General features: G+C 70.4%; 19 protein-coding genes. 13 read left to right on the top strand and 6 right to left on the bottom strand.

All coding sequences use genetic code 11. The annotated features are described in order from the left end of the window. Positions 1–4 precede the first annotated feature (4 nt). Both AC0KS4_RS16745 and AC0KS4_RS16740 read right to left on the bottom strand, forming a co-directional pair. Positions 5–451 carry a ferritin-like domain-containing protein gene (locus AC0KS4_RS16745; RefSeq protein ID WP_238956440.1) on the bottom strand — a complete coding sequence of 149 codons (447 nt, stop codon included), beginning with the start codon at positions 449–451 and terminating at the stop codon, positions 5–7. Further along, positions 448–975 (bottom strand): hypothetical protein, encoded by a 528-nt coding sequence (locus AC0KS4_RS16740; RefSeq protein ID WP_225330158.1) that lies wholly within the window; start codon positions 973–975, stop codon positions 448–450. The genes AC0KS4_RS16745 and AC0KS4_RS16740 overlap by 4 nt, the downstream gene beginning before the upstream one ends. A gap of 208 nt (positions 976–1,183) precedes the next feature. Between AC0KS4_RS16740 and rimP the strand changes: the two genes are divergently transcribed. The 7 genes from rimP (at position 1,184) to AC0KS4_RS16705 (ending at position 8,941) form a co-directional block, all read left to right on the top strand. Continuing rightward, positions 1,184–1,726, top strand: a complete 543-nt coding sequence (rimP, locus tag AC0KS4_RS16735) for a ribosome maturation factor RimP (RefSeq protein ID WP_238956439.1) — start codon at positions 1,184–1,186, stop codon at positions 1,724–1,726. A 52-nt stretch (positions 1,727–1,778) separates the two neighbouring features. Then, positions 1,779–2,834, top strand: a complete 1,056-nt coding sequence (gene nusA / locus AC0KS4_RS16730) for a transcription termination factor NusA (RefSeq protein WP_472408520.1) — start codon at positions 1,779–1,781, stop codon at positions 2,832–2,834. Between the two features lie 166 nt (positions 2,835–3,000). Next, positions 3,001–3,276 carry a YlxR family protein gene (locus AC0KS4_RS16725; RefSeq protein ID WP_255641943.1) on the top strand — a complete coding sequence of 92 codons (276 nt, stop codon included), beginning with the start codon at positions 3,001–3,003 and terminating at the stop codon, positions 3,274–3,276. Positions 3,277–3,361: 85 nt separating this feature from the next. After that, a complete protein-coding gene (gene infB / locus AC0KS4_RS16720; RefSeq protein WP_238956438.1) occupies positions 3,362–6,139 on the top strand; it encodes a translation initiation factor IF-2 in 2,778 nt (925 codons plus the stop codon). A gap of 6 nt (positions 6,140–6,145) precedes the next feature. After that, positions 6,146–6,634, top strand: a complete 489-nt coding sequence (gene rbfA, locus AC0KS4_RS16715) for a 30S ribosome-binding factor RbfA (protein ID WP_225327605.1) — start codon at positions 6,146–6,148, stop codon at positions 6,632–6,634. Continuing rightward, complete coding sequence (locus AC0KS4_RS16710) at positions 6,609–7,610, top strand: DHH family phosphoesterase (RefSeq protein ID WP_238956437.1); 1,002 nt, start codon at positions 6,609–6,611, stop codon at positions 7,608–7,610. The genes rbfA and AC0KS4_RS16710 overlap by 26 nt, the downstream gene beginning before the upstream one ends. Next, complete coding sequence (locus AC0KS4_RS16705) at positions 7,610–8,941, top strand: MATE family efflux transporter (protein ID WP_238957340.1); 1,332 nt, start codon at positions 7,610–7,612, stop codon at positions 8,939–8,941. The genes AC0KS4_RS16710 and AC0KS4_RS16705 overlap by 1 nt, the downstream gene beginning before the upstream one ends. On the opposite strand, the gene AC0KS4_RS16700 is transcribed toward AC0KS4_RS16705, so the two are convergent. Next, on the bottom strand, positions 8,938–9,513 hold the full coding sequence (locus AC0KS4_RS16700; protein ID WP_238956436.1) for a hypothetical protein: 576 nt from the start codon (positions 9,511–9,513) through the stop codon (positions 8,938–8,940). The genes AC0KS4_RS16705 and AC0KS4_RS16700 overlap by 4 nt on opposite strands. A gap of 48 nt (positions 9,514–9,561) precedes the next feature. Further along, positions 9,562–10,311, bottom strand: a complete 750-nt coding sequence (locus AC0KS4_RS16695) for an enoyl-CoA hydratase (protein ID WP_225327608.1) — start codon at positions 10,309–10,311, stop codon at positions 9,562–9,564. A gap of 71 nt (positions 10,312–10,382) precedes the next feature. On the opposite strand from AC0KS4_RS16695, the gene AC0KS4_RS16690 reads away from it, so the two are divergent. Both AC0KS4_RS16690 and AC0KS4_RS16685 read left to right on the top strand, forming a co-directional pair. Beyond that, positions 10,383–10,652 (top strand): DUF2277 family protein, encoded by a 270-nt coding sequence (locus AC0KS4_RS16690; RefSeq protein ID WP_225327609.1) that lies wholly within the window; start codon positions 10,383–10,385, stop codon positions 10,650–10,652. Beyond that, a complete protein-coding gene (locus AC0KS4_RS16685; protein WP_238956435.1) occupies positions 10,649–11,209 on the top strand; it encodes a DUF1802 family protein in 561 nt (186 codons plus the stop codon). The genes AC0KS4_RS16690 and AC0KS4_RS16685 overlap by 4 nt, the downstream gene beginning before the upstream one ends. Here AC0KS4_RS16685 and AC0KS4_RS16680 read toward each other — a convergent pair. Together AC0KS4_RS16680 and AC0KS4_RS16675 are read right to left on the bottom strand one after the other, a co-directional pair. Next, complete coding sequence (locus tag AC0KS4_RS16680) at positions 11,168–12,898, bottom strand: CocE/NonD family hydrolase (RefSeq protein WP_238956434.1); 1,731 nt, start codon at positions 12,896–12,898, stop codon at positions 11,168–11,170. The two genes, AC0KS4_RS16685 and AC0KS4_RS16680, sit on opposite strands and share 42 nt — an antisense overlap. A 1-nt stretch (position 12,899) precedes the next feature. Further along, positions 12,900–13,487 carry a DUF3558 domain-containing protein gene (locus AC0KS4_RS16675; protein ID WP_225327612.1) on the bottom strand — a complete coding sequence of 196 codons (588 nt, stop codon included), beginning with the start codon at positions 13,485–13,487 and terminating at the stop codon, positions 12,900–12,902. Between the two features lie 148 nt (positions 13,488–13,635). On the opposite strand from AC0KS4_RS16675, the gene AC0KS4_RS16670 reads away from it, so the two are divergent. The 4 genes from AC0KS4_RS16670 (at position 13,636) to AC0KS4_RS16655 (ending at position 17,461) form a co-directional block, all read left to right on the top strand. Next, the gene (locus AC0KS4_RS16670; protein WP_238956433.1) at positions 13,636–14,613 is read left to right on the top strand and encodes a metallophosphoesterase family protein; all 978 of its coding nucleotides are present in this window, start codon (positions 13,636–13,638) and stop codon (positions 14,611–14,613) included. Next, positions 14,610–15,293 (top strand): 4'-phosphopantetheinyl transferase PptT, encoded by a 684-nt coding sequence (gene pptT, locus AC0KS4_RS16665; protein ID WP_238956432.1) that lies wholly within the window; start codon positions 14,610–14,612, stop codon positions 15,291–15,293. Before AC0KS4_RS16670 ends, pptT begins: the two co-directional genes overlap by 4 nt. After that, positions 15,290–16,180, top strand: coding sequence for a tRNA pseudouridine(55) synthase TruB (truB, locus tag AC0KS4_RS16660; protein ID WP_238956431.1), 891 nt, complete (start codon positions 15,290–15,292; stop codon positions 16,178–16,180). The genes pptT and truB overlap by 4 nt, the downstream gene beginning before the upstream one ends. A 78-nt stretch (positions 16,181–16,258) precedes the next feature. After that, complete coding sequence (locus AC0KS4_RS16655; protein WP_238956430.1) at positions 16,259–17,461, top strand: lipid-transfer protein; 1,203 nt, start codon at positions 16,259–16,261, stop codon at positions 17,459–17,461. Positions 17,462–17,467 lie beyond the last annotated feature (6 nt).

Genomic DNA, 17,467 nt, shown 5'->3' with positions numbered 1-17,467 from the left:
CGGGTTAGTCGTTGCCGCCCGGGAAGCTCGTCGTGATCGGCCAGGCGCCCAGCACCCGGTTCCACCGGGCGGCCATGACCGCGCTTTGAACCAGCGCCGTCGAGGCGAACGCCCGATCCTCGGCGGTCTCGGCGTGTTCGGCGACCACGCGCCACGCGCCCGCGCCGTCGTTCTCCATCCGCGCGGCCAGCCGCGCCGCGTCCGCCGGGCTGCCGACCACCATGGGCAGCTGGTAGCCGGCCGCGGCAACCGGAGCGGTGACCTTGCGGGCGGTCAGCATCGCGATGACGTCGTCGCGGCGTCGGCGGTGCTGCTCGAGGGCCTCCACCACCATGTCGTTCACGCTCGGGGGGGACATCGCCGAAACGATGCCGTAGCCGTAGATCGTCGAGTGTTCGATGGCCAGCGCGTCCGACAGCGCCGCGTTGTCGGCGTCCTTCCCCGAAGTCATATCGACGGCCCCCCCGGCACCAGAGCCACGGTGTAGGACGCCGTGCAGGACGCGGCGATCGACGCGAGCAGCCCCGCCCGGTAACCGGATTCGGTGCCCACCAGGCGAGCCGCACTGTCGGCCGAGGCGTGCAGCGCGTTGATCACGTCGGCCACCGGCGGCGGGGGAGGCGGGGGGCCGGCCGGTTCGGCCTGACTCGGGCTGGTCGTTTCGCTCGATGACGGCGCGGCGAGCTTGCCGGCGGCCCGCGAGATCTCGGTGGACAGCGCGCGGGCGTGCGCGGCGCGTTGGCTCGCCACCACCGTCAGCGCGGCGGCGACCTGCGGGGGGTTCCCGACGGCCGAGGCGGCGGCACTCGCCAGCGCGCTGTCGTGGCGCGCCTGGTCCAACGGGCCCAGCAGTTGTTCGACCGGCGGGGGCTTGGGCGCGGACTTGCCGCACGCGGCCACCACCGTCAGCGCGGCCAACGCGACGCCGCCGGAGAGGACGTCTCGCCTGTTGACGAACGGAACTGCGCTAGGCACAAGGACATCCTGCCACCGGTGCCGCAGCGGGCACGAAGCCAGCACGCGATCGCGCCGCCATCCGCGATTCCTGGCGTATCGTGGATAGCTGGTTCTCGCAGAGGGCGGCCAGCAGGTTCCTCCGCCGGGACACCGGAAGCCGGACGCGAAGCCATCGCGGCGGCGACATCCGCCAGATGACCGGACAACTCAAGATGAGGAGCTCGCCGTGACCACCGGGCTACCGTCGCAGACGCAGGTGATCGAGCTACTCGATGCAGAGTTTGCGCGCGCCGGATACGAGATCGAAGACGTGGTCATCGACGCCCGCACCCACCCGCCGCGCATCACGGTGATCGCCGACGGCGACGACGGCCTCGACCTGGACACGGCGGCCACGCTGTCGCGCTCGGCGTCGGCGCTGCTCGACCGTCTGGACACCATCGGGGACCACTACGTGCTCGAGGTCTCCTCGCCCGGCGTGGACCGCCCCCTGACCTGCGCGAAACACTTCCGCCGCGCCCGCGGCCGCAAGGTCGACGTCACCCTCTCCGACGGATCGACGCTGACCGGACGCGTCGGCGAGACAAACGAGGACGCGGTCGCGCTGGTGGTGCGCGCGGGCCGGGACTGGGCGATACGCGAAATCTCGCTCGATGACGTCGTCAAAGCTGTTGTCCAGGTGGAGTTTTCGCCCCCTGCCCCAGCGGAACTGGAACTCGCGAAGCGTGGCGACGATGCAGAGCGTAGCGACGAAAAGGAGCGGTGCTGATGAACCGCGCCGGCGACGATGCAGAGCGTAGCGATGAGGAGGAGCGGCGCAGATGAACATCGACATGGCCGCACTGCACGCGATCGAGGTGGATCGGGGCATCTCGGTCAACGAGCTGCTCGAGACCATCAAGTCCGCGCTGCTGACCGCCTATCGGCACACCGAGGGCCATCAGAACGACGCGCGGATCGAGATCGACCGCAAGACCGGCGTCGTCCGGGTGATCGCCCGGGAGACCGACGAAGACGACAACGTCATCAGCGAATGGGACGACACCCCCGAGGGCTTCGGGCGCATCGCCGCCACCACCGCGCGCCAGGTGATGCTGCAGCGATTCCGCGATGCCGAAAACGAGCGCACCTACGGCGAGTTCTCCACCCGGGAGGGCGAGATCGTCGCGGGCGTGATCCAGCGTGACAGCCGGGCCAACGCGCGCGGCCTCGTGGTGGTGCGGATGGGCACCGAGACCAAGGCGTCCGAGGGCGTGATCCCGGCGGCCGAACAGGTTCCCGGGGAAAGCTACGAACACGGCAACCGGGTGCGGTGCTACGTGATCGGGGTGACCCGCGGGGCCCGAGAGCCGCTGATCACGCTGTCGCGCACCCACCCCAACCTGGTTCGCAGGCTGTTCTCCCTGGAGGTGCCCGAGATCGCCGACGAGTCGGTCGAAATCGTCGCCGTGGCGCGGGAGGCCGGCCACCGCTCCAAGATCGCCGTGAAGTCGAACGTTCCCGGCCTGAACGCCAAGGGCGCCTGCATCGGCCCGATGGGCCAGCGGGTCCGCAACGTGATGAGCGAGCTCTCCGGCGAGAAGATCGACATCATCGACTACGACGAGGACCCGGCCCGCTTCGTCGCCAACGCGTTGTCGCCGGCCAAGGTGGTCTCGGTGTCGATCATCGACCAGTCCGCCCGCGCCGCCCGGGTCGTCGTCCCCGACTTCCAGTTGTCACTGGCCATCAGCAAGGAGGGCCAGAACGCGCGGCTGGCCGCCCGGCTCACCGGCTGGCGCATCGACATTCGCGGGGACTCGCCGGCCGGCGCCGGCGGGCATCCGGAGAGCGAGCCCGAACGCGGCGCCAGCCACGGAATGGCCCACGACCGCTAGCGGCACGCCGGGCACGGCCGCACATCCTCGGGCGGTTCTGCGCGTCGATCCGGTGACGCTAGACTGAGCCGTGATCCAGCACGAACTTTCGGCTCCCGAGGCCAATAGGGCGCACCGACACGCGGGTGGACCCGTGCGGACGTGCATCGGGTGCCGAAAGCGAGAGTTGGCCGTCGAACTGCTTCGCGTGGTGGCTGTGCCGACCGGGAACGGCGAATTCGCCGTGATCGTTGACACAGGCAGTGGCCTGCCGGGGCGGGGTGCATGGCTGCATCCCGTGTCGCAGTGCGCGCAACAGGCGATCCGGCGGCGGGCTTTCACCAGAGCGCTGCGCATCACCGGTTCACCGGACACCTCCGCGGTGGTCGAGCACATAGAGTTTGTCAGTGCGCCCGATCGCCCGGCAACAGAACAGGTAGCAAAGAACATGAGCACACCGTGAAGTCCCGATGACTCGCATCCCCATGCGTTACAGCTAATTCCCGAGGCGCGGCCCCACGACTGTCGCCTCATAGACAGGAGATGTAGTGGCAGGTAAGGCCCGCGTACACGAGTTGGCTAAGGAACTCGGTGTTACCAGCAAGGAAGTCCTCGCCCGGCTGAATGATCAGGGCGAATTCGTCAAATCCGCATCGTCGACGGTAGAAGCGCCGGTCGCTCGCCGGCTGCGCGAGTCCTTCGGCGGCGGCAAGGCCGCGGCCGAGAAGGCCCCCGCGAAGGCCGCAAAAGGCGAGGCCAAGCCCGCCGCCAAGGCTCCCGACAAGTCGCTCGACACGGCCCTCGACAACGCGATCAACAAGGCCGGCGGCAACGGCGAGGCGACAGCGACGCCCGCCCAGCCCGGTGGCGCGGCGCCGTCCGCCGCCGCCGCCCAGGCCTCCGGCGCCGCCCCGACCGACGCCCCGGCACGACCGGGGCCGGCCCCCGCGCGCCCGTCGGCGCCGGCGCCCGGGCAGCCCAAACCGCCCGCGCCCGGCCAGGCGCCGCAACCCGGCATGACGCCGGGCCCGCGCCCCGGCCCCATCCCCAAGCCCCGCGCCCCGCGCGTCGGCAACAACCCGTTCTCGTCGGCGCAACCCGTCGACCGGCCCATTCCACGCCCGGCGGCGCCCCGTCCCGGAGCGCCCCGTCCGGGCGCCCCGCGGCCCGGCGCTTCCCCGGGCAACATGCCACCCCGGCCCGGCGGCGCCGCTGGTCAGGGCCGCCCGGCGCGGCCCGGCGCCCCGCGGCCCGGCGGTGGCCGGCCCGGCGGACCCGGCGGTCGTGACGGCGGCGGCGGCAACTACCGCGGCGGTGGCGGCGGTGGAGTCGGCGCCCCGCCCGGCGGTGGCGGCGGTTTCCGCGGTCGCCCCGGTGGTGGCGGTGGCCGCCCCGGACAGCGCGGCGGTGCGGCCGGCGCGTTCGGCCGTCCCGGTGGCGCGCCCCGGCGTGGCCGCAAGTCGAAGCGGGCGAAGCGCGCCGAGTACGAGAACATGCAGGCGCCGGTCGTCGGCGGCGTGCGGTTGCCGCACGGCAACGGCGAGACGATCCGGCTGGCGCGCGGCGCATCGCTCTCCGACTTCGCCGACAAGATCAACGCCAACCCGGCCTCACTGGTGCAGGCGCTGTTCAACCTCGGCGAGATGGTGACGGCCACCCAATCGGTGGGCGACGAGACGCTCGAGTTGCTGGGCAGCGAGATGAACTACGTCGTCCAGGTCGTCAGCCCGGAGGACGAGGACCGCGAACTGCTCGAGTCCTTCGACCTGACCTACGGCGAGGACGAGGGCGGCGAGGAAGACCTGCAGACCCGCCCGCCGGTGGTGACCGTGATGGGTCACGTCGACCACGGTAAAACCCGGCTGTTGGACACCATCCGCAAGGCCAACGTGCGTGAGGCCGAGGCGGGTGGCATCACCCAGCACATCGGTGCCTACCAGGTGTCCGTCGAGCACGACGGCGCCGAGCGGCCGATCACCTTCATCGACACCCCGGGTCACGAGGCGTTCACCGCCATGCGTGCGCGCGGTGCCAAGGCCACCGACATCGCGATCCTGGTGGTCGCCGCCGACGACGGCGTCATGCCGCAGACGGTGGAGGCCATCAACCACGCGCAGGCGGCCGACGTGCCCATTGTGGTGGCGGTCAACAAGATCGACGTGGAGGGCGCTGACCCGGCCAAGATTCGCGGCCAGCTCACCGAATACGGTTTGGTGGCAGAGGATTTCGGTGGCGAGACGATGTTCGTCGACATCTCCGCCAAGCAGGGCACCAACATCGATGCGCTGCTCGAGGCGGTTCTGCTGACCGCGGACGCCGCCCTGGACCTGCGGGCCAACCCCGACATGGAGGCCCAGGGTGTGGCGATCGAGGCGCACCTGGACCGCGGCCGCGGGCCGGTCGCGACCGTTCTGGTGCAGCGCGGCACGCTGCGCGTGGGCGACTCGGTGGTCGCCGGCGACGCCTACGGTCGGGTGCGGCGCATGGTCGACGAGCACGGCGACGACGTCGAAGAGGCGCTGCCGTCGCGGCCCGTGCAGGTCATCGGCTTCACGTCGGTGCCCGGCGCCGGTGACAACCTGCTGGTCGTCGACGAGGACCGCATCGCCCGCCAGATCGCCGACAAGCGCAGCGCCCGCAAGCGCAACGCGCTGGCGGCGCGCTCGCGCAAGCGGATCAGCCTGGAGGACCTGGACTCGGCGCTGAAGGAAACCAGCCAGCTGAACCTGATCCTCAAGGGCGACAACGCCGGTACGGTCGAGGCGCTCGAAGAGGCCCTGATGGGCATCCAGATCGACGACGAGGTGGCGCTGCGCGTCATCGACCGCGGTGTCGGTGGCATCACCGAGACCAACGTCAACCTGGCGTCGGCCTCGGACGCGGTGATCATCGGCTTCAACGTGCGGGCCGAGGGCAAGGCCACCGAGCTGGCCAACCGCGAGGGCGTGGAGATCCGCTACTACTCGGTGATCTACCAGGCGATCGACGAGATCGAGAAGGCCCTGCGCGGCATGCTCAAGCCGATCTACGAGGAGAACACGCTGGGTCGCGCGGAGATCCGGGCGATCTTCCGGTCCTCCAAGGTCGGCATCATCGCGGGCTGCATGATCAGCAGCGGCATCGTGCGCCGCAACGCCAAGGCCCGGTTGCTGCGCGACAACGTGGTGGTCACCGAGAACCTCACGATCAACTCGCTGCGGCGCGAAAAGGATGATGTGACCGAGGTCCGCGAGGGCTTTGAATGCGGTATGACGCTGGGCTATTCCGACATCAAGGAAGGCGACATCATCGAGTCCTACGAGCTGGTGGAAAAGGAACGGTCGTGACCCGGCATGGCTGACCCGGCCCGGGCCCGCCGCCTGGCCAAGCGGATCAACACGATCGTCGCCTCGGCGATCGAGTTCGAGATCAAGGACCCCGGGCTCGACGGGGTCACCATCGTGGACGCGAAGGTGACCGCCGACCTGCATGACGCGACGGTGTTCTACACGGTGATGGGACGCACGCTGGACGACGAGCCGGACTACGCCGCCGCCGCGGCCGCGCTGGAGCGGGCCAAGGGCGCGCTGCGCACGATGGTCGGGGCGGGCACCGGCGTGCGCTTCACACCCACCCTCACGTTCACCCGCGACACCACGTCGGACAACGTGCAGCGGATGGACGAGTTGCTGGCGCGGGCCCGCGCCGCGGACGCTGATCTGGCGCGGGTTCGTTCGGGCGCCAAGCCGGCTGGGGAGGCCGATCCATACCGGGATAGCGGATCGGGCGTCGAGCCCGGCCTCGACGGGAGCATCGGTGACGGCGACCAACGCGAATACTGAACTGGCCGGCGTGGGAGCACGCGTCGACGCGCCGGCCGCCGTCGAACTCCTGTCGGACGCCGACACCGTCGCGGTGATCGCCCACGTGCATCCCGACGCCGACACCATCGGCGCCGGGCTGGCGCTGGGTTTGGTGCTCGACAAGTGCGGCAAGCGGGTCGAGGTCAGCTTCGCCGAGCCGGCCGGTCTGCCGGAATCGCTGGCGTCGCTGCCGGGCCGCCAGCTGCTGGTCAGCCCGGACGAGATGCGTCGCGACGTCGATCTGGTTGTCACCGTTGACGTTCCGAGCGTCAAGCGGCTGGGCGCGTTGGGCGACCTGGCCGTGTCGGGCGCCGAGGTGTTGGTGATCGACCACCACGCCTCCAACGACGTGTTCGGCACCGCCAATTTCGTTGACGTGGCCGCGGATTCGACCACGATGATGATCGCCGACATCCTCGACGCGTGGGACAAACCCATCGATCCCGACGTCGCGCACTGCATTTACGCCGGCCTGACGACCGACACCGGATCGTTCCGCTGGGCCAGCGCGCGCGCCCTTCGCCTGGCCGCCCGGCTGGTCGACGCCGGCGTGGACAACGCCGCGATCAGCCGGACCCTGATGGACACCCATCCGTTCGGCTGGCTGCCGCTGCTGTCGCGCGTGCTGGCGTCGGCCCAGTTGCTGCCGGGCGCGGCCGGCGGCCGGGGACTGGTGTACGCGGTTGTCTGCCACCAGGATTGGAGCGCTTCGCGCCCGGAGGAAGTCGAAAGCATCGTCGACATCGTGCGGACCACGCAGCAGGCCGAGGTGGCCGCGGTCTTCAAGGAGATCGCGCCGGGGCAGTGGTCGGTGTCGATGCGGGCCAAGGCCGACGTGGACCTGGCGACTGTCGCGTCCGCGTTCGGCGGCGGCGGGCACCGGCTGGCGGCCGGCTACTCGACCACCGGCTCGATCGACGACGCCGTCGCGGCGCTGCGCACCGTGCTGGGGTGATTGACGGGGATCGACCCGGGGCCGGGGGCCGGCAGATCGCCGGCCTGGCGCTGCCCGCGCTGGGCGTGCTGGCGGCCGAACCGCTCTATCTGCTGTTCGACACGGCGGTCGTCGGGCGGCTCGGCGCCCTGAGCCTGGCCGGGCTGGCCATCGGCGGGCTGCTGCTCAGCCTGGTGGGTTCGGACCTGACCTTTTTGTCCTACGGCACGACGGCACGCTCGGCCCGGCACTTCGGCGCTGGGCACCGGGCATCGGCGGTGGCCGAGGGCGTGCAGGCCACATGGTTGGCGCTGGGGCTGGGCGCGCTCGTCGTGATCGTGGTGCAGGCCGCGGCGCAACCGCTGGTATCGGCCATCGCCGGCGGCAAAGTGGGGGGCGAGGCGATCGCCGGAGCGGCGCTGCCGTGGCTGCGGATCGCGATCTTCGGCGCCCCGGCCATTCTGGTGTCGCTGGCCGGGAACGGATGGCTGCGCGGCGTGCAGGACACCGTCCGCCCGCTGCGTTATGTCGTTGCCGGCTTTGGGCTTTCGGCGCTGCTGTGCCCGCTGTTGGTCTACGGCTGGCTGGGGTTGCCGCGCCTGGGGCTGGCCGGATCGGCCGTCGCCAATCTGGCGGGCCAGTGGCTGGCCGCGGTGCTGTTCGTACGCGCGCTGCTCGCCGAGCGGGCACCGGTGCGGCTGGACCGCGCCGTGCTGCGAGCCCAACTCGTGATGGGTCGCGACCTGGTGGTGCGGACGCTGGCTTTCCAGGCCTGCTTCGTCTCGGCCGGCGCGGTCGCCGCCCGATTCGGCGCGTCGGCGCTGGCCGCGCATCAAGTGGTGCTGCAGCTGTGGGAATTCCTTGCGCTGGTTCTGGATTCGTTGGCAATAGCGGCGCAGGCGCTGGTGGGCGCCGCGCTGGGCGCCGGTGACCCCGCGCACGCCAAATCGGTGGCGTGGCGGGTCACGCTGTGGTCGACGGCGGCCGCCGCGCTGCTGGCCGCGGTGTTCGCGGTCGGGTTTTCCGCGCTTCCCGCGCTGTTCACCGATGACCATTCGGTGCTGGCCGCGATCCGGGTGCCGTGGTGGTTCCTGGTGGCTCAATTACCCTTTGCCGGAATAGTTTTCGCGCTGGACGGCGTGCTGCTGGGTGCGGGGGATGCCGCGTTCATGCGCACCGCCACCGTGATCAGCGCGCTGGTCGGCTTCTTGCCGTTGATCTGGCTGTCGCTGGCGTTCGACTGGGGTCTCGCGGGCATCTGGTCGGGACTGACCACGTTCGTGCTGCTGCGCCTGATCTTCGTTGGCGCCCGGGCGATCTCGGGTCGCTGGGCGACCACCGCCGGTCGCTAGAACGCCCAGCTGCCCGAGCGCTGCACGACGAATCCGTGGTCGCCGCTGGTGGTGTCCAGGCAGGCGACCATGTTGTCGGCGCCCACCGCACAGGTGACGTTGAGGTAGGTCAACTTCTGGCCCGCGGCCAACAGTTTGGCGCCCGTGGGCAGCGCGGGTGGGTTGCCGTCGCATCCGCTGTAGGACATGCGGCTCAATTGGTAGCCGGGGCCCTTGAAGTCGACCGAACCCACCACGCAATCGCCCGGCCGCGGGCGGCCGCCGGGGATGGGGACGTCGTCCATGCCGGACATGTCGCCCTTGCACTTGATGCCCTGCGAGGGTGGGGGCGCGGGCGCCGGCCCGCCGTAGAAGTCACAGACCACCGCGAACGGGGTCGAAAAGCTGATCCGCGGCGAGGTGCCCGCGGGCCCGGTGCTGAGGTAGCCGTCGGCCGGGACGGCGGTGAAGCCGTCGAGGTTGGGGAAATTCGGTGGTGGCTGCGCGGCCGCGGGCGGCGCACCGACCACGATCGCCGATGCCGCCACCGTCAGGCCGGCGAGCGCCCTGCTGATTCCGACGACCGCGTGCATCACCTGATCGTATTGCGTGGCCGCAACCGGCCGGAACGGACCGCCCGGTCAGCGGACCTGGGCCCGGCCGCGTTGCAGCACGGCCTCGCGGTTGGCGGCGATGTCGTCGCCGCTGGTCCGGAATTGCCGGGCCGCCATCGCCTCCTGCCAGAGCCCGGCGCCGGTCTGCGCGTCGTCGATGCGGTGATAGGACGCCAGCAGCGCCCGCACCGCGTCCTGGTTGTTCCCGACGATCGACGCCGCGACCTGCCGGGCGGCACCCAGCAGTTGCTCGTGGGGCACCACCTCGGTCACCAGGCCGGCGCGCAGCGCGTCGGCGGCGGACAGGTAGTCGCCGGTCATGCTCATCCGCCGGGCCAGGCCGACGCCCACCTTTTGCGGTAGCCGCACGCTCAGCCCCCAGGTGGGCAGCAGGCCCACCCGGGCGTGCGTGTCGGCGAAGCGGGCGTTCTCCGAGGCGATCAGGATGTCGCAGTACAGGGCCAGCTCCAGCCCGCCGGTCACCGCGGCGCCGTTGATCGCGCCGATCACCGGCTTGCTCATCGCCGGCCACCGCGGCGAGATGTCCGGAAGCGCCGAGGAACCGCCCAGCTCCTTGAGATCCAGTCCCGCGCAGAACACCGGGTCGGCGCCGGTGACGATGACGACGTCGACGTCGTCGTCGGTTTCGGCGTCGGCCAGCGCACCGAAAAAGCGGTCCCGCAACGCCGAGGACAGCGCGTTGCGCGATTGCGGTCGGTTCAGGGTCAGGGTGCGCACCCGTTCCTCGGTGTCGATCAGCAGGATCTCGTCGGTCATGAGTGCCACCGTAGCCAGTCGTCGGTGGCGACCAGAGGCGGTACCACGGGGCGGCGCTTATCGTTGGGGTCATGTGCCGGAACATCACCGAACTGCGCGGTCTACAGCCGGCGGCCACCGCCGAGGAAATCGCGGCGGCGGCCCGCCAGTACGTGCGCAAGGTCAGCGGCATCACCCACCCCTCGGCGGTCAATGCCGAGGCGTTCGAGGAGGCGGTCGCCGAGGTCACCGAGACGACGACGCGGCTGCTCGGGAGGCTGGCGCCGCGGCGTCAGCCGCCCAAGACGGTTCCGCCGCTGCGCCGGCCCGAGGTGGTGGCCCGGCTGGCCGGCGCGACATGACGGTGACCACCACGATGCCCGCGCTCAAAGAGTGGAGCGCCGCCGTCCACGCCCTGCTCGACGGCCGCCAGCGGGTGCTGCTGCGCAAGGGCGGCATCGGGGAGAAGCGATTCGAACTGGCCGCCCGCGAATTCCTGTTGTTCCCGACGGTCGCGCACAGCCACGCCGAGCGGGTGCGCGCCGAGCATCAAGACCTCCTGGCCCCCGCCGCCGCCGACAGCACCGACGACGAGCTCGTGATCCGCGCCGCCGCGAAAGTGGTTGCGGCGGTGCCGGTTAACCGGCCGGACGGTCTTTCCTCCATCGAGGACCTGCACATCTGGACGCCCGAGTCGGTGCGCGCCGACCGGCTCGATTTTCGCCCCAAGCACAAAATGGCCGTGCTGGTGGTGTCGGTGATTCCGTTGGCCCAGCCGGTGCGCATCGCCCGCACCCCGGACTACGCCGGCTGCAAGAGCTGGGTGGAGCTGCCGGTGCACGCACCGCTGGCGGCGCCGGTGCACGACGATCGCGCGCTAGGCGCGGTCGCCATCCGCGTCCGCGACGCCGTTGGCTGACAATTCGGCCGGGCCGACGGGCAACACCAGCCGGGAGCGTCCGTAGCGCACGCTGTGAGTGACCGGTGTGGCGTGCCGCGCGGTCAGCACCGGTTCGTCGCCGCCGAGGTTGTGCGCGTAGCGCGGGGACCAACTGCCGGCGATCAGCACCCGGATGCGTGAGCCGGCGCGGAAGCGGTGGGCCGTGCCGTCGAGCTCGAGGCGAACGATCTTCTCCGACTTCGTCTTCGCCGCGGTGCGCAACCGCCGGTAGGCTTCGCTGACATTGCGCGACCGGCCCTTGGGATCGACCTCGCTCACCCGCACGAACAGGTCGACGTGCGGATTGTCGGCGCCGTGCGCGAGCTCGATGACCGGGGTCCCGTAGGCGTACAGGTCCTCGGTGAGGGCTGCGCTGGTGAACGCCAGCACATCGGCACGCGACGCGAGCCGGCTGTCGTCGCGGTAACCGCCGCTCGGGGACAGCAGCGGGCCGCCGGTGGTGGGCGTCGGATCGGCCGGGTCGTAGCGAAATGTGGCCGGGGACAGACCTTTCAGCGCCGGCGCGGTCTCGCCCAGGTAGCCGCCGGGCCGCAGGTACAGCGCGCGCTCGGTGGTGGCGGGCGGCCACTCGGACAGGCTGCGCCAGGCTTGGCCCCGGTCCACGCCGGTGACGTAGACCCGGACCGGGCTGGGCCGGCGCGCGGCGGGGGCGTCGCCCAGGTGGGTGCCCAGCCAATCCAGTGACTCCTGCGTGACGGTGGCCAGCCCGCTGGTGAGCAGCTGGGTGTGCGTCCACGGGCCGACGGTGAGCGCGACGTCGGCTCCCCGGCCGTGCAGATGCGTGTACTGCCGCAGCGTCTGCCTGATGAAGATGTCTTGCCAGCCGCCGACCAGCAGCACGGGCACCTGCACGCGGTCCAGCGCCTCGTTGCACCGCAACGGATCCCAGAACGGGTCGCCGGGATCGCGGTGTTCGACCCAGGATTCGAACCACGGGGCGCCCGTGCCGAGCAGGGCACGCGCGGCGTCGCCCAGTGGGGCCGCGGCCGCGGCCCGCGACACGTTGCGGCGGCTCTGCAACTGGCGCAGCGCGGTGCGGGCGCGCACCGGGTCCTCCTGGTGCGCCACCATGTCGCTCCAGCCCAGGAAGTCATTGACCGCGAAAGCGCCTGTACCCCAAGTTGATTCGTGGAAGTCGTGCGGGCCTACCACGATCACGGCGGTGGCCAGTTCCGGCGGGGGATCTTGCAGCAGGGCCCACTGGGTGAATCCCAGGTACGACATGCCGATGGTGGCGAAGCGGCCGGTGAACCACGGCTGCTCGCGCAGCCACGCGACGGTGTCGGCGCCGTCGGCGACCTCGTTGGCCATCGGCTCGAAAACCCCACCCGAGCCGAACGTTCCGCGCACGCTCTGCAGCACCACGTGATAGCCGCGCGCGGCATACAGCGCGCCGAATATCAGGGTGAACGGAAACCCGCGTCCGTAGGGGCCGCGGACCAGCAGGGTGCCGACGGCCGCGGTGGTGGTGGGCGTGTAATGGTCGGCCACCAGTTCGATCCCGTCGCGCATCGGCACGCGCACGCGTTCCACGGTGTAGTCGGTGGTCGCCGGGGGCAGACCGAGCAGGCGGCCGAGGGCCTTGGCGCCGAGGTGGTTCAGGGTGCGCAGGGCCGGCTGCGCGGGTCGGATCGAGGTGGTGCTCACCCTAGAACTTGTAGTACGGCGCGAGGTCGTTGGCGCGCTGCAGGTTGGTCTGCATGCAATCGACCTCGGGGTCGGAGTAGACGGTGGAGTAGTACAGCGCCTGCTGCAGCACCCCGTAGCTGGTCTTGAACGCGACCATGCAGGAGTAGAACCAGTAGCTGTTGTGATAGGTCGGCTTGAGCACCCAGTACTGGGCGGCGCGGTGGCCCGCGATCGTCGTCTCGACGGCGTCAGCGGGCAGCGATGCCTCGTAGGTGCGCCAGATGATCGGCTCGACGGCGACCTGATAGTTGCCCGCGTCGAAGTGGCAGCGCAGGCCGTCCTCGTGTTCGGGCGGTGTGAATCCCAGCCCGAGCCGCTGGATCACATCGAACGGGATGTCCTCGCACGCGTCGAACGGGCGCGGGTCGGTGGTCGCCACGATGGGGCTCTTCATGGTGGTTTCCATCGGTTGCGCGGTCGAGCGCAGTTCGACGGGGCGATCGCCGCCGCCCGGAGTCTGCGGGGCGGTCAGCAGGCCCACCGTGCCCCCGATGGCCGCTGTGAGCAGCGCACCCAGCGCGCCCATCAGACGAACATTGGCGAACACGACACCCCCCTGACGCCGCAGCGGTCCTTTCGGGGGAGTGTACAAGTCGCGCGCGTGACGTCACAGGCAAAGGTGAACTTGTTCTAGTTCGCCCGGCCGCCGGGCGCGAAAGCGGCTCGCCCGGCTCGGGTCGTTAGGGTGGTTATTCGTGGCTGGGCATAGATCGGGGCAGGACTCGACCAACGGTGGGCAACCGACGCTGTGGGCGGTGTCCGACCTGCACACCGGTCACCTCGGCAACAAGCCGGTCACCGAATCGCTGCATCCCTCGTCGCCCGACGACTGGCTGATCGTCGCCGGCGACGTCGCCGAGCGCACCGACGAGATCCGTTGGGCCCTCGACCTGCTACGACGGCGGTTCGCCAAGGTGATCTGGGTTCCGGGCAACCACGAGCTGTGGACCACCACCCGCGACCCCGTGCAGATCTTCGGCAAGGCGCGCTACGACTACCTGGTCAACATGTGCGACGAGATGGGCGTGATCACGCCCGAGCACCCGTTCCCGGTCTGGACCGAGCGCGGCGGCCCGGCCACGATCGTGCCGATGTTCCTGCTCTACGACTACAGCTTCTTGCCGCAGGGGGCCACGAGCAAAGCCGAGGGCCTGACCATCGCGCGCGACCGCAACGTTGTGGCCACCGACGAGTTCCTGCTCTCCTCGGAGCCGTACCCCACCCGCGAGGCCTGGTGCCGCGAGCGCCTGGAGATCACCCGCGCCCGCCTCGAACAGCTGGACTGGATGACACCGACCGTCCTGGTCAACCATTTCCCGTTGGTCCGCGATCCCTGCGACGCGTTGTTCTACCCGGAGTTCTCGCTGTGGTGCGGAACCACCAAGACCGCCGACTGGCACACCCGCTACAACGCGGTCTGTTCGGTCTACGGTCACCTGCACATCCCGCGCACCACCTGGTACGACGACGTGCGCTTCGAGGAGGTTTCCGTGGGCTATCCGCGGGAATGGCGGCGCCGCAAGCCGCCGAGCTGGCTGCGCCAGGTGCTGCCGGATCCCCAGTACTCGCCGGGCGACCTCAACGACTTCGGCGGCCACTTCGAGATCACCCCCGAGATGCGGCAGCAGGCCACGCAGTTCCGGGAACGGTTGCGGCAGCGGCAATCACGATGACGGGGGAGCACACGCTGGTGTCCTCCGTCTTGCCGGCCACGGATGGCCTGGCCTACTCGGAGACGTATTCCGATCCGCCCGATCTCGTCCCGCTGCCCGAAGAGGAGCCGTTGATCGCGAAATCGGTGGCCAAGCGGCGCAACGAGTTCATCACCGTCCGGCACTGCGCCCGGATCGCGCTGGGCGAGCTCGGCCTGCCGCCGGTGCCGATCCTCAAGGGTGAGAAGGGAGAACCCTGCTGGCCCGACGGCGTGGTCGGCAGCCTCACCCATTGCGCCGGCTACCGCGGCGCGGTGGTGGGCCGCACCGGCGCGCTGCGCTCGGTGGGCATCGACGCCGAGCCGCACGACGTGCTGCCCGACGGCGTGCTCAACGCGATCAGCCTGCCGGCCGAACGCACCGAGATCCCCGCCAACCTGTCGGGCGAACTGCATTGGGACCGAATCCTGTTCTGCGCCAAGGAGGCAACGTACAAGGCGTGGTTCCCGCTGACCAAGAGGTGGCTGGGCTTCGAGGACGCCCACATCACGTTCGAGTCCGACGGGCCGGGCGCGGCGACGGGCGGGTTCGTGTCGCGGATCCTGATCGATCCGACGGCGCTGTCCGGTCCACCGTTGACGGAGCTGGCGGGCCGTTGGTCGGTCGAGCGCGGGCTGGTGTTGACCGCCATCGTGTTATGAGCGGTGCGGGCATCGTCGTCGTCGACAAGCCGGCCGGAATGACCAGCCACGACGTGGTGGGCCGCTGCCGCCGGATCTTTTCCACCCGCCGGGTGGGGCATGCGGGGACCTTGGACCCGATGGCCACCGGCGTGCTGGTGATCGGCGTCGAGCGGGCCACCAAGATCCTCGGCCTGCTGACGGCTTCGTCGAAGTCGTACGCGGCCACCATCCGCCTGGGCCAGAGCACGTCGACCGACGACGCCGAGGGCGAATTACTGCACAGCGTCGCGGCGGGGGACCTGGCCAGCGAGGCGATCGAGGCCGCCGTCGGTGGCCTGCGCGGTGACATCGCGCAGGTGCCGTCGACCGTCAGCGCGATCAAGGTGGGCGGCAAGCGCGCCTACCGGTTGGCCCGCGAGGGCCAGGCCGTCGAGCTCGAGGCCCGCCCGGTGCGCATCGACCGGTTCGAGGTGCGCGGCGTCCGCCCCGGACCGCAGGGCCTGGACGTCACCGACGTTGACGTCGAGGTCGACTGCTCGTCGGGAACCTACATTCGAGCGCTGGCCCGCGATCTGGGCGCCGCGCTGGGGGTGGGCGGCCACCTGACGGCGTTGCGGCGCACCCGCGTCGGGCGCTTCGGGCTGGACCAGGCGCATGCGCTCGACGAGCTGGCGGAACGCCCGCGGCTGAGCTACAGCCTGGACGAGGCCTGCCTGCTGATCTTCCCGCGCCGCGACCTTTGCGCCGATGAGGCCGACGCCGCCGCCAACGGCCGGTCCCTGCCGCCGGCCGGCATCGACGGCGTCTACGCCGCGTGTGACCCCGACGGCCGGGTGATGGCGCTGCTGCGCGACGAGGGTGCGCGGACCAAGTCGGTGGTGGTGATCCGCCCGGCGACGCTCTAGCGGGTCCCGGCCGAGCGGTTGGTTGGGCCACGTTGCACACTGATGGTCTAGGCGGCCCACGCTGCGGAAGGGACGATGATGTCTAACAAGATCTCTAACAAGGTTTATGTCGTCGGCGTCGGGATGACGAAATTCGAGAAGCCCGGTCGCCGCGAGGGCTGGGACTACCCGGACATGGCGCGCGAATCGGGAACCAACGCCTTGGCGGACGCCGGCATCGCCTACCACGAGGTGCAGCAGGGCTACGTCGGCTACGTCGCCGGTGATTCGACGTCCGGGCAGCGCGCGCTCTATGAGCTCGGCATGACCGGCATCCCGGTCGTCAACGTCAACAACAACTGCTCCACCGGCTCGACGGCGCTTTTCCTGGCCGCGCAGGCGATCCGCGGTGGCATCGTCGACTGCGCGATCGCTCTGGGTTTCGAGAAGATGCAGCCCGGTTCGCTGGGCGGCGGGGCCCAGGACCGCGAATCGCCGATGGCCAAACACGTCAAGGCGATGGCCGAGATCGACGAGTTCGCGATGCCCGTCGCGCCGTGGATGTTCGGCGCCGCCGGCCGCGAGCACATGAAGCAATACGGCTCCACCGCAGAGCATTTCGCCAAGATCGGCTACAAGAATCACAAGCACTCCGTGAACAACCCGTTCGCCCAGTTCCAGGAGTCCTACACGCTGGAAGACGTCCTGGCGGCGCGGATGATCTCCGACCCGCTGACCAAGCTGCAGTGTTCGCCGACCTCCGACGGGTCGGGCGCCGCGATCCTGGCCTCGGAAAGCTTCGTCGACAGCCACGGGCTGGCGGGCCAGGCCGTCGAGATCGTCGGACAGGCCATGACCACCGACTTCGCCTCGACGTTCGACGGAAGCGCCAAGAACCTCATCGGCTATGACATGAATGTGCAAGCCGCACAACAGGTCTACGACCAGTCCGGGCTGGGTCCGCAAGACTTCCAGGTGATCGAGCTGCACGACTGCTTCTCGGCCAACGAGCTGCTGCTCTACGAAGCCCTGGGCCTGTGCGGGCCGGGCGAGGCGCCCAAGCTGATCGACAACGGCGACACCACCTACGGCGGTCGCTGGGTGGTCAACCCCTCGGGCGGCCTGATCTCCAAGGGCCACCCGCTGGGCGCGACCGGGCTGGCGCAGTGCGCGGAACTGACCTGGCAGCTGCGGGGCACGGCCGACAAACGTCAGGTCGAGGGCGTCAGCGCCGCACTGCAACACAACATCGGGCTGGGCGGCGCCGCCGTCGTCACCGCCTATCAGCGCGCCGAACGCTAAGGACAT

It is taken from the genome of Mycobacterium sp. NTMscope_MAC_12 (assembly GCF_976985675.1).
Note: the sequence above shows the minus strand (reverse complement) of the source record. Positions and strands in the feature narration are given on the sequence as shown.